This window comes from Bacillus sp. J33 (assembly GCF_000518885.1).
GTDB lineage: Bacteria > Bacillota > Bacilli > Bacillales > Cytobacillaceae > Cytobacillus.
The window spans coordinates 1-12,022 of sequence record NZ_JAEL01000136.1; the positions used below are offsets into that span (position 1 = coordinate 1).

At 39.3% G+C, this 12,022-nt stretch carries 8 protein-coding genes; 3 read left to right on the top strand and 5 right to left on the bottom strand.

Annotation, left to right across the window (positions count from 1 at the left end; all coding sequences use genetic code 11):
- The first annotated feature begins 925 nt into the window (after positions 1-925).
- The gene (locus tag L634_RS0126390; protein WP_026585000.1) at positions 926-1,732 is read left to right on the top strand and encodes an aspartate dehydrogenase; all 807 of its coding nucleotides are present in this window, start codon (positions 926-928) and stop codon (positions 1,730-1,732) included.
- Positions 1,733-1,764: 32 nt separating this feature from the next.
- Here L634_RS0126390 and L634_RS0126395 read toward each other — a convergent pair whose 3' ends face one another.
- Complete coding sequence (locus L634_RS0126395; protein ID WP_026585001.1) at positions 1,765-2,439, bottom strand: GntR family transcriptional regulator; 675 nt, start codon at positions 2,437-2,439, stop codon at positions 1,765-1,767.
- Between the two features lie 104 nt (positions 2,440-2,543).
- Positions 2,544-3,164 (bottom strand): spore protease YyaC, encoded by a 621-nt coding sequence (gene yyaC, locus L634_RS0126400; RefSeq protein WP_026585002.1) that lies wholly within the window; start codon positions 3,162-3,164, stop codon positions 2,544-2,546.
- A 293-nt stretch (positions 3,165-3,457) separates the two neighbouring features.
- On the opposite strand from yyaC, the gene L634_RS33640 reads away from it, so the two are divergent.
- Entirely contained in the window at positions 3,458-3,607 is a 150-nt protein-coding gene (locus L634_RS33640; protein ID WP_157452464.1) for a hypothetical protein, read from the top strand.
- A gap of 54 nt (positions 3,608-3,661) precedes the next feature.
- On the opposite strand, the gene L634_RS0126410 is transcribed toward L634_RS33640, so the two are convergent.
- Positions 3,662-4,786: a M14 family zinc carboxypeptidase gene (locus L634_RS0126410; protein ID WP_026585003.1), complete on the bottom strand. Its 1,125-nt coding sequence runs from the start codon at positions 4,784-4,786 to the stop codon at positions 3,662-3,664.
- A gap of 330 nt (positions 4,787-5,116) precedes the next feature.
- Here L634_RS0126410 and L634_RS0126415 point away from each other — a divergent pair, with 330 nt between their 5' ends.
- The gene (locus tag L634_RS0126415) at positions 5,117-6,052 is read left to right on the top strand and encodes a DMT family transporter (protein WP_026585004.1); all 936 of its coding nucleotides are present in this window, start codon (positions 5,117-5,119) and stop codon (positions 6,050-6,052) included.
- A gap of 137 nt (positions 6,053-6,189) precedes the next feature.
- On the opposite strand, the gene L634_RS0126420 is transcribed toward L634_RS0126415, so the two are convergent.
- Positions 6,190-7,437 carry a helix-turn-helix domain-containing protein gene (locus L634_RS0126420; protein ID WP_026585005.1) on the bottom strand — a complete coding sequence of 416 codons (1,248 nt, stop codon included), beginning with the start codon at positions 7,435-7,437 and terminating at the stop codon, positions 6,190-6,192.
- A 110-nt stretch (positions 7,438-7,547) separates the two neighbouring features.
- The gene (locus tag L634_RS0126425; protein WP_026585006.1) at positions 7,548-11,732 is read right to left on the bottom strand and encodes a S8 family serine peptidase; all 4,185 of its coding nucleotides are present in this window, start codon (positions 11,730-11,732) and stop codon (positions 7,548-7,550) included.
- Positions 11,733-12,022 lie beyond the last annotated feature (290 nt).

A 12,022-nucleotide genomic window follows, 5' to 3' on the forward strand; every position in this document is an offset into this window, starting at 1 on the left:
ACTCAAGGGGCTTCCAACAATGCCAGCACGTTGGACAAAGCTCATTGGATTAGCACAACAATGGATAGTAGAACAAAGACAAGCCTAACTTTTTGTTTAGCTGAGCCCTTAAGCTAATTCAGCAATCGGCGGAGCGAACTCTTGACAAACCGAACTTGCCAATGGTTTAAAATGGAAACAACCAAGGGCTTATTTGGTATGCCTTCTTTTGTTCCCTTCGCCCTTGTTAAACAATCCTCAAACCATTGGCGTGTTTGTCAAGAGCGATTGCGGCGCATCTCCATCCAGTAAATAGGAGAGAAACTAACCCTTTAGGTAGTTTTCATAAATCTTTTGACACTACCAAAGTATGAAATGTAACTCTCTATTTAAGTACGGCAAATTAATTGCAAATGGCGTTTAGAAAGAGATAAAGTTATGCTCGAATCGGCAGCTGACTATGTAATACCTTGTTCTTGTTTTTCGAGTTGGCAAGGAGGATAAGAAACTTCTTCCAAATAGGACACTGTATTTGGTGGATTGTATACCATATTAGTAAAAAACAAAAATCTTTCCAAAAATCATTAAATATTCAAGCTGTTAAATAGTAAGTATAAACTATCATTCATTATTCTGTCCCTTCCATTAAACCCCTCATCTAGATCTCAAGAGCCCAAACAAAACATTACATATTGACCGCCTCCCTTAACACTATTTTTAACTTGTATACTATAATAACATTAAAAATTATCATTGTGCAAACTATTTTGAAAATTTAGATGTTTTATTATTTTCTTGAAAATGACTTGCCACTAAAAACGGTTTAGGGTAAAATTAAGAACAAATTGTATATCGTATACAATATTTGCAAAGCTTTCATTTAGCAGATTAATAGAAATAACCTTCATAAAATCTAATACAATTCATCAAATAAGGAGAGTCAGATATGCTGAAAGCTGGAATGATCGGTTATGGTACTCTTGGAAAGAGCATTGCAGAATTAATAGAAGCGAAACAGGCAGGAAATGTTGAGTTAAATTCAGTTCTTGTCAGGAGAAAAGAAAGTGTATTGGATTCAGCCAAACAAACCTTTGCTGTAACCACAGATGAGGAAGAGTTTTTTAAAGGAGAATTAGATATTATCATTGAGGCAGCAGGTCATCAGGCTTTACAAATGTATGGAGAAAAAGCGCTGGCCAGCGGCAGCCATCTAGTGGTCCTTTCCGTTGGAGCATTTGGAGACACTGGCTTTTATCAAATGCTGCAAACTACAGCCAGCCAACATAACAAGCAAATTTTCGTCCCATCTGCTGCAATCGCTGGACTGGATCGAATTGCTGCCGGTGCGCTAGGAGAGATAGATGAAATTACCCTAATTACCAGAAAGCATCCTAGAAGCTGGAGTGGTACCATTGCGGAGGAAAAAGTAGATTTAAAATCATTAATTGAACCATTTTGCATTTATGAAGGCAATGCACGTGAATCATCGAAGCTGTTTCCGCAAAGTGTGAATGTGTCGGCGGCTTTAAGTCTGGCAGGAATTGGATTTGAAGATACAAAGGTCCAAGTATTTGCTGACCCGACAATCCAATCGAATACACATACGATTAAGGCGAAAGGCTATTTTGGCGAGGTCGAGATATCGGTTTCGAATGTCCCGTATGAACAAAATCCTAAATCAAGTCCGATTGTTGCCATGAGTGTGGCAAAGGTTTTGAAAAACTTAACTTCCCCCTTAGTAATAGGGGTATAAAAAAAAGATTAAGAAAGGGCTGATGCTCTTTCTTAATCTTTTTTTTCACCCTGGTGCACGGCTTCTATATAAGCCTTTTTTGAGTTTTCAATATGTATCTTTGTCAAATATTCTGCCATTTCCATTTCTTTATTAACAATGGATTCCATAATTTTCATATGTTCTTCCATTGACTGCTTTGCCCTTCCCGGGTTTTTATGGCCAATCTTCGCAAATGCCTGGATATAATCGGATAAACCGCTCAGCATTTCATAAAGCTTTGCATTTTTCGCAGAGCTGTATAGCAGATGGTTGAGGTCTCTATGCAAATCAGAAGCATCTTCATCAGGGTTATTCAGATATTCTTCAACCTTTTTAATGCTTGCGTTGAATTTGCTTTTCGTTTCATCATCCAGCTTTTGCACAGCCAATTTCGCAGCCAGTACCTCAAGAGAGGATAGAATGGTAAATACTTCAATAATTTCCTTCTCAGAAATATCGGAAACAATTACACCCTTTCTTGGGACTGTTTTAACAAACCCTTGTGATTCCAGACGGAACAGTGCTTCCCGAATTGGCGTCCTGCTGATATTTAATCTTTCAGCAAGTTCACGTTCCACCAGCCGGTCACCCGCTTTAAATTCACCATCCAAAATCAAATCCTTAATATGAAGATAAACCCTCTCGCGAATCGAGATCAGATTATCCTCCGTCCAGTTGTTCCCCATCGATTTCCCTCTTTCTGCTTGGTATACTTTATACTGATTATAACTTACCCATTAGGGTAACAGCAATTTTTTGGCTGATTTAACCAATGAATATTTTAAGATAGTTAAGGAACTTTTGTTTTTTCTTTTTTCCTTTTGGAAGTCACGTCATTGGCTGCAACGCGGGAAAGGATCTCCGCTATAATTTCAGCCAGCTTTAAAACCGTATATAACCTTGTGCTGTTTAAAGAATGTACAGGTGATAACGGGTCAAGCGAATTAACAATCGCCTTCAAATGATAATCACCCACACTTGGCAATATCCTATTGACCGCATTACCAGGAATAAATGATCCCTCTCTAATTAAAATATAGCCGATTTGCCTTTCGTCCCCGAGACAGGCATCGATGCCAAATATAAATGGATCTTGATGGTTTTGATGAATTTTCTTTAAAACCTTCTTGATATTTAGTGCATGCACAGGTTCTTTCAGTGTTCCATAAACAGGGTAGGGGCTATTCTTTTCTTTTAAAATCTTCCCAACCAATGGCCCAAGCGAATCGCCTGTCGAGCGGTCTGAACCAATGCATAATATAACGATTTCCCTTGAACTGCTGTAAAAGATTTCTTCAAGCTTTGCGACCATTTTTTCAATTTCCGCTTCTTCAGTCGTTTCCTTTATAGAGATATAACTTGCTGCATCCACCATTTTTTTACGCTTTTTCTTCCATGGGAATAGCCACATTATGTTCCCTCCTTTCCTGATTAAAGTTTTCTGTATGTAAAGAAATCACCATTTATTAGACTTATATCTTAATTGATAATCATTCTTAGTGTAAACAACATTTAGCAAAAATTGAGAAATTTTTTCTTCATTAATATGTAATACCCTTTATAACCGTCGATATTTCCCAGAGTTTCAGAAATATCCTTTTTACAATCATACAAAAGCATAGTCGATTGTTCATTATCTTTCATAACATTTAAAGAATATTTTATCACCTGATACGCACTATATTTTTAACGGAGGTGAAATGAATGGAAAGAGAGCTGACAGTGAAAAACGATGATCAAATCAGTGACACTCCACAGGATGCGATTATGAATCGGGTAAATCAGACTTTTGATCAAATGGCTGAAGATGTGAGGAATATGATTGGGGAGAATGAGGAAAAGAAGGATCAATAGATAAAAGAAGCTGGCATAAATACCAGCTTCCATTCTTTTTGAAGCTCATTTAGTTTAAAACCCTGATGATCCTACAGGAACGATGCCATTATAATCCGTCCAGTAACCTGCTAATGGGTATGCCGGAATATCATTCCAATGGTCTGGATCTACTTTTGATACTTCGTCTGTTACATAACCATAAACAAGGGATTTTAATGCCAAATAGTTTTGTTTTGTTAAGTATCCATTCGATTTTTGGCCAAGGCTGCCATCGCTGGAGTTTCCTTTTGTTTCAAAAAACACTGCCGGATGGCTATGATTCCCAGGATTCAGTCCATTATAGTTCAATCCCATCATCATGGCTGATACGACTCCGCCTTTGATATCAATATCATAGCCAACCTCCTTCTGGCTATCAACAATCTGGTAACGGTCAATATGAGTATAGCCATATCCGCTCATTTTATCATAAACATATGCCAGCATCTGTCTTGTAACATCATTGTAGTTTTCATAGTTAGGCAATGTTGGTCCGTTTGGCGCCAAAGAAACGCCGAGGGAGAAAGATGTTGCTTCATTCGTTCCATACACCTGCTTTAATCCTTGGTGATGCAAATCAATGGCAAAGTCAGGCTTCAATTCTGCCCAATAGGAGTAAACGACTTTTGATTCTTTAGCTTTAAAGCCGCCTTCTGCCCAGTCACGATTTAAATCCAATAGCTGTCCGGTTTCAACTAGCTTCGTTCCGCGGGTATTCATTTCCGCCCCATCCGGATTGTACATCGGGATAAAATAAAGTGTAGACTCTTCAAGAACCGTCAGTACATCTTTTGAATTATTGCTTGCATAGGTTTTTAACAATTGGAGCGCTGCTTCTGTTACCAGCTTTTCGTTTCCGTGAATCTGTGCCTGAATCCATATTTTCTTTTCCCCTGTTCCAACTTTGGCCACATAAATGCTTCTGCCTTGCTCTGATTTTCCGAACCGATCCAATGTAAAGACTTCTACTTTTCCATTGCTTGTCTGCTCGATGTCATTTAATGTTTTGACAACTTCATCATAGCTCAGCATACTGTTAATATTCGTTTTTCCTTCTGTTGACGGTCCTCCTGGGACTGTTGCCGCAAAGGAAAGCGAGGAAAACAGCAATAAAAATAATGCTGTCAGCAAGCCCATTTTCCCTGCCAATTTCTTCATATGTATTCACCCCTTCTATTAAGCCCTTTTTTTCGGGACTCTAAAGAAAGGATAAAGGAAGACCTTGTCCCAAAACAGAGAAAAAAGAATGAATTTTCAGCTAATTAAAAAGCTATGTTTTTAACCAATCTGCTGTTTTATGGTCCTTATAGAGGAAAAAAATCGGTTTTTCGCTTTAAATCGATGAAGATCAACAAAAACCGACATTCCTTGACCGTTCTTTTTTCCTATCTTTAACAGCAATTTAATTCCTCTCTAATAACTATTTCGGAATTCGAAAAAGATGCTATAATACTATCTATAAAATTTAACAAGAATGAAGGCGAACACATGAAAAAGAGATTATGGCTTATTTATGCAATGCTGACTTTAGCAACTGCGACTTGGGGGAGTGCATTTATTGCCGGGAAGTTTGCTGTGCAAAGCTTTGAGCCGGCTACGGTTGCTTTTTTCCGTTTCTTTTGGGCGGCCATCCTGCTTTTTCCGCTCATGTGGATGATGGAGAAGAACCGGAAGAAGCCGAATTTAAAGGATCATGGGCTATTTGCTCTCCTCGGGTTGACAGGAATCGCACTATATAATATTTGCTTTTTCCTGGCCACCAAACATGCACCTGTGATCAAAAGTTCTTTATTTATAGCTTCCAATCCTGTTCTAATTATCCTTTTATCTGGATTATTTTTAAAAGAAAAGATTACGAGGAACAACCTTATTGGGATGGCAATTGCTCTAAGCGGGGTTGTATTTATCATAACGGATGGCCACCTGCTCACTCTTTTCCAGTATGGCTTTGAACCGATTGATTTCATTCTGCTCGGGGCTGTTGTCAGCTGGGCGATATATAGTGTAGTTGGTAAAGTTGTATTGAAGAAATTCAGTTCAGTGGAATCCACCACATATGCCGTTGCCTATGGCACACTCTTTCTGCTGCCCTTTGCATTGGCAGAGACATCGTGGAACGATGTCCAGCAAGCCCCTTTTGCTACATGGCTTGCCATTGCCCATATGAGCATTTTTGTTACCGTTGTTTCGTTTGTTATGTACTACAACGGCATCAAAGAAGTTGGAGCAGCCAAAGCATCCATTTTCATTAACGTCATGCCGTTATCAGCTGTCATTATGGCGACCCTCTTTTTGGGCGAAACGTTCACACCTGCTCATGGCATAGGAGCTGCCTTAGTCTTAACAGGCGTTTATATCGGGACAAATGCAAACCTTTTTAAGAAAAGGACCAAGAAACAAATCGTGAAAAATCAGACTGTTTAGTGCCTAATGGAGCGATAAAATAAGGATCTAAACAAAGTAGGCTTGTGTATGGGAACCCTTCGATGATCCCGTCACAAGCTTTTTTTTCCGGTCTAGCTTGACACCTTATCGACTTCCGTGAAAGGGTGACGGGCTTGTTAATCATGATCATAATAGCTTTTTTGTTTTTTTATAAATGAACTTGCGAGCCCCAATGCTTTTTGCACTTCTCCCTTTGCAGAGTAATAATGGAATAGTTTTTTCTCGTAATGGTCGATTAATATGCCATAGCCGACCTTCTTAAAATATGGCAATACCGTTTCCGCTATAAATTGATAGTATTTTTGTTCCTCATCCTTTAACAAATGAAGATGCAGCTGAAAAAAGATCCAAGTGTAAGCATTTGCAGCCTTTGCCTGTTTCATACCTTTTTCTGCTGTTTCTATTAAAATCTCCCGGGACTGTAAATTCCCTTTATAACAGGTATGGATATATCCATCTAACGCAGTTAAATAATGTGGGGCATTTTCATCGGTTAATTTCAGAGCCTCCTTATAAAGTGATGCTGCATCACGATATTTCTTTCTCCGAAAATACTCAAAAGCAAGATTGTGATAGAGTTTTGATTTCCTGTCACCTGAATTACAGGCATCACAGAGCTTAATCAACTGTTCATATTTTTCCTTTGTTTCATTAAAATCATGAAGCTCTTTTGAATTGAGCTGAACGATCAATAGCATTTCAGTATCAATAATGCGGAGTATATTTAATGTTCTTTGAAAATATTGAAGTGCCTTTTTTCCATAATAATAGGCTGTTATATTTGAATGGATGGAATGGTATGCAATGGCTAAATGGTAGTAATACTCTTCATAGCTATACTGATCCTGGTCAATTGAAGTTAAGCAGCTGATGCAGTCACGGTATTGGCCAGTAAGAAAATAATAGATGCCTTGTATATGCTTTAACATATTGGCATCATGCGGTGAAAAGGCGACAGAGGTTTTCTGCAGATTTTCAATAATTTTTGAAGCTGATTCTAAATCACCCACAGATAAATGGTATCTTGCCGAAAGTAAACTATACAGCTTTTGAAAATCCGGCATTTGGATAAGAATTTCATCCTGCAGTTCATGTTTAATGGTTTCTGATTCTTGTATTCGCTGCATGATCATGCTTTCATGCCATTCATTTAGCCTTTTGGAAAGTTCATGATATCGATTCAATTCATCCTCTGGATTTATGCAAAGTTTCTTGGCAAGCAGATATGTAATTTCACCAGAGTATTCTGTAATACCCCTTTCAATTTTACTTAAATGCGTAACCGAACAAATCCCTTCCCCCAGCTGTCCCTGTGTAAGACCTGCTTTTTCCCTGTAAAATTTAATAATTTTCCCTATGATCATACTGCACCTCGGTTGCATAACTTTCTATCATTATAGTGAAACCTTCAGTAATTTTCTATAGGATGATAGAAAAAAGCGGGAGAATCACTCTCCCGCTTTCACCAAGAACCTTATTCTCCTTTTGGATCCAATCCAATCATCTGCAGGAAATCAGTAAGTCCTTTCTTCCCTATTTTTTCTTTAGGTGTGTTGCCTTTTTGAGCTAAAGGACCTTTCTTTAAGAAATTCTTCTCAATCCATCTAATATCTGTTTCATCAACAATTCCATCCTGGTTAATGTCTGCATGCTCATTCTCAGGATTTTTCTCACCATAGTGTTCAACTGCTTCTTTCAGGTCCCGGATATCAATAACTTGATCCTGGGTAACATCTCCTGCGAAATTATTTTCAGGATTGATTCTCACATAAATGCCTTGATGTTCTCCAGCCTTTTGAAAGCTGGCCATTACATTTTTATATTCTGCCGTATGGCCCGGAACCTCCACATATACGGTATAAGCTTTTTTATCTGCAGGTACGATAACTTCAAATAATCCCCTGCTGTCCATTGATCCCTGATAAATTCCCCCGTCTGATGCTTTTGCATAAACCTTAGCCTTAAGCTTAGTAAAATCATATTTATTATCGATCCAGCCTCCAGAGGTTAAGAATGCTTCTGGTGCTATATTGCCTGTTACTCTTGAGTGGGTTGAAATAAATTCAAAATGGTTCAGGCTGTATGCCGGAATATTTGTCACTTCCGCCTGCCCATGTTTTTGATATGTTAATTCATTTAATCCAAGGGTCGCGGATCTTGTATAATTCGTATCGTTTACAACCTTGAAAGTGACATCAAGGAATGGCATATCTTCACTGATACCTTCAAAGCCTGCTTTTATTAGAGATGCGCCAACCTTTACTTCCGACTCGGTAACAACTGGTTCATCCATTTTTATCTCTATTCCATTTTTATCAGCGAAAGCTTGAAGTTCTGGATTAGCTTTAACTTCCTTGAATTCAAAGAAATCAAGATAGGATTGGATATTAAACGAACCTGAGACAAAGTTCTTCACATTTTTTAAATCAAGGGTCATGGTTATTTCGTCATTCAAACCTACGCTTTCTTTGTCATATCGGCTTGTTGCGTGTTCAGTCCCTTCCTTCATAAAAACATATTGAGGAGCTGTAAACGTGTTGGCAGCTGTCGCCATGTCCCAAGGGAAAATTTTTAATTGATAAGGCTTTGTTTCGTATTCCTCCGGAAGCACACCGAATTTCGTATCGCCATTATCTTCGAGTCTAAGGAATCCGCTAATAAATGGACTGCCATTTTCATAGTAACCTGCTGTATTTGACTTATGCGTAAAATCCATCCCTTTGGATTGCAGAAGATCAACTGTAGAATCTGTTACTTTGCCGTGTACCCAAAGAGCATGATGTCCATCTTCATCTGTTAGCATACTTTCATTTATTTTTGTAACTCCCGGTTCAATGTCGAGCTCCACTCCAGGCGGAGTATTATCTACTATTCCGACACTTTCATAATGATAAGTCTGCCCTTCAGCATCCCGGCTGATCAAGTCAAGCACATATTCTCCCTCTGGCAGCTTTTGAATGTAATCGGCTATAGGCTGCTTTTTATTCCCGGTGAATGGATAGACAAGTCCTCTATGTCCAAAAAATATGACGTATTCCTTATCCGGCATTGCCTGCCTGCCGTCATAGCTGCCGACAAGTCCCACTGCCTTTCCTGTTTTTGCGTCCTTTACAATTAGATCAAAAGTCTCCATTGGGCTTTTAAACTTAAATGCAAAGTGAGACCCTGGCGCATAGTATTGATGGAATGGTGTATCCGTTGTTACTGACGGTGAAAACGGCTCTGCATATGCAATTCCTTTATCTGTTACTCTTATAGCAAATGGAATCTGATAGCGTTCCTTTGGATCTGCCTGATTCACCACGTGAATATATCCTTCATAACGCCCCGTTTCAGCCGATTTCGGAACTAAAATATCTGCCTGAATTTGTTCCGTTTTTCCGGATCCAACCATAAAAGTTTCAGGGATATTGACTTTCAAATTATTCTTAACCCCATCCTGAACACCTTCCCGGGCTGGATGATATTCCACTTCTAGGCTGTAAGATTGATCCTGAGCGCCATGATTCACTACTTCAATGCTGCGGCTGTCCTCTATGTCTGTATTATCCAAGTAGTGGTTTCCATAACTGATCGAACCAGTAATCTCGTCTACCTGAACGTACTCCCCATTTTCAATATGGTCCGTTTTATCCAGGACTTTAAAAGAAACGGCCGAATGGACAGCTTGATAGGCATCTACACGGCCTGCACCCACTTCATAGACGGAGTACTCATTTTTTAAATCATCAGCTGTATTCATAAGCCCAGTTTTAACATCAAATGGATCCAGGTTTGGATTATCCTGGAGCATCAGGGCTGCAACACCAGCAATATGAGGAGTAGCCATGGATGTACCATTCAGCCGTGCATAAGCAGATGTATAGTCCTGACCTTCTTCCGGATGGTTCATAAATTCCGGATATGTCGAGAATATAGAAACACCAGGCGCAACAAGATCAGGCTTTATATCATAATTGCTGTCTACAGGCCCTCTTGAGCTAAAATCTGCAAGTGAGCCCCCTTCCGTTTTAACCTCAGAAAGCTGGTTAAAAGTTAGAGCGGCTTCTGAGTTTCCTTTTAAATATTCCCCATCCTCCTTAGAAAGCTGGAATGTCGGGATATAAGTAGTATTCTCGCCAATGTAGGCTGGAATCTCGCCTTCTGTATTATTAAAGATGATGACTGCTGCCGCACCAGCAAGTCTGGCATTCTTTACTTTTTCCTCAAATGTAAGCTCTCCACGTTCAATAAGAGCAATTTTTCCGGTAAGGTCTTTGCCGGTAAAATCCCCTGGATTTCCCAGTCCAGAGAACACAACAGGATAAGTTTTCCCTTCTAAGGCCTTTAGATCATCTGTGAAATTCTTTGCTAACAGTTTCATGTACTCAAAAACCTTATCAGCAGTACTCGCTTTAAAGGATGGAATGGAAATTGCTGTATCACTCGCTCCTACAGTAATACCAAATGCACTCGTGCCTGGTGATCCAAGCGTCTTTTCATTTGGCCCAGCATTTCCGGCAGCTACTACAGAAACAACACCTGAAAGCATGGCGTTATTAATCGCAACTGAAGTAGGATATAACGGATCGTTTACTCCTGCGCCCAGTGAAAGATTGATTACATCCATCCCATCCTGAACGGCCTTGTCGATCCCTGCAAGGACTCCATCTGTCGTTCCTGAACCGTATGGCCCGAGAACCCGGTAAGCATATAAATCAACATCCGGGGCTACACCCTTAACGGCATAATCTACTTCGTTATCTTTTTGGGCAGCAATCGTTCCGGAGACATGCGTACCATGTGAAGTATAATAAGATTGTCCATAAAAATCATATTCAGGGTTATTTGATGATTTCCATTCACTATAGGTCGTTTCCATTGGATCGGCATCATTATTTATAAAATCCCAGCCTTTAACTGTAGATGGATCAACAGCTTGAGGATTACCATTTTCTGCACGATAGCCTTTGTAAGAGTCAGATAAGTCTGGATGTGTATAATCAATACCAGTGTCCAGCACTCCAACCTTAATCCCTTTACCTGTAATGCCCTCATCATGCAGCTTGTCCACACCGATTTGAGGAATGCTGTCTGCCATCTTTGGTGTAATTTTAGCTTGTTTCTCAGCTGGAAGCTCCAGCTTGATCTGGGCATTACTCCAAATTCTTTTTACCGTTCCTGTTCGGAGCAGCTCCTCTACCGCAATGCCGGGAATGCTCATTGAAACACCATTAAAGGCATTTTTATACTCACGTTTAATTTTAATTTTGCTGGTGTCATATAAAGTTCCGCTCTTACGTGCTTTTAGCTGGTTTATATGCGCTTTGAAGTCTTTATGTGATTTCTCAACCTTTTCTTTTGCAGTTCTTATAGCCAGCTTTTCCCCCTTCAAAGCTTCCTTCCTCACTTCCACCTTTGCAGGAGCCTGTTTAAATTCAACAATGACTTCTATCATTTCGGGTGTAGTTGTATCTACTTCTGGAGAAATGATAAACCCTGGGCCTATATCCAGCTGCTCCAATGCTTCCCTTTGCTCAGCAGAAAGGCCATTTAAGATTTTCTCTGCCTCATCGATCGTGATCGATGGTTTCTCTGCCATAACATTAAATGGAATCGAAGCAGAAAATAATAANCCTGCCGCTAAGGCTCCTTTTAACAATTTGTTTTTATGTTTCATAGTTTTCCCCCTATAATCATTTGCGTATTGTCAAAACTTCTATAAGAAATAGGTTATAAAATATCTCCATAGAGGGCTTTATAGGCAAAAAAATTGCCACCCCCTAAATTCTTTGGATAATTGAGGTTACCACACACCCAACAACCAAGAATGGAAGTGACAATTTGTACCCTCAAATTATAACCTATTTATTAACTTTTATAAACTATCAAGAACAACTCATTCGAACATTGCTTACTTTATTGATTGGTAAAAGCATGTTCGTTAAACCTACTGAACAGCCCGTAAAT

Coding starts and splice junctions, on each gene's coding strand:
- L634_RS0126390 (WP_026585000.1), top strand. CDS start 926: ATGCTGAAAGCTGGAATGATCGGTTATGGTACTCTTGGAAAGAGCATT.
- L634_RS0126395 (WP_026585001.1), bottom strand. CDS start 2,439: ATGGGGAACAACTGGACGGAGGATAATCTGATCTCGATTCGCGAGAGG.
- yyaC (WP_026585002.1), bottom strand. CDS start 3,164: ATGTGGCTATTCCCATGGAAGAAAAAGCGTAAAAAAATGGTGGATGCA.
- L634_RS33640 (WP_157452464.1), top strand. CDS start 3,458: ATGGAAAGAGAGCTGACAGTGAAAAACGATGATCAAATCAGTGACACT.
- L634_RS0126410 (WP_026585003.1), bottom strand. CDS start 4,786: ATGAAGAAATTGGCAGGGAAAATGGGCTTGCTGACAGCATTATTTTTA.
- L634_RS0126415 (WP_026585004.1), top strand. CDS start 5,117: ATGAAAAAGAGATTATGGCTTATTTATGCAATGCTGACTTTAGCAACT.
- L634_RS0126420 (WP_026585005.1), bottom strand. CDS start 7,437: ATGATCATAGGGAAAATTATTAAATTTTACAGGGAAAAAGCAGGTCTT.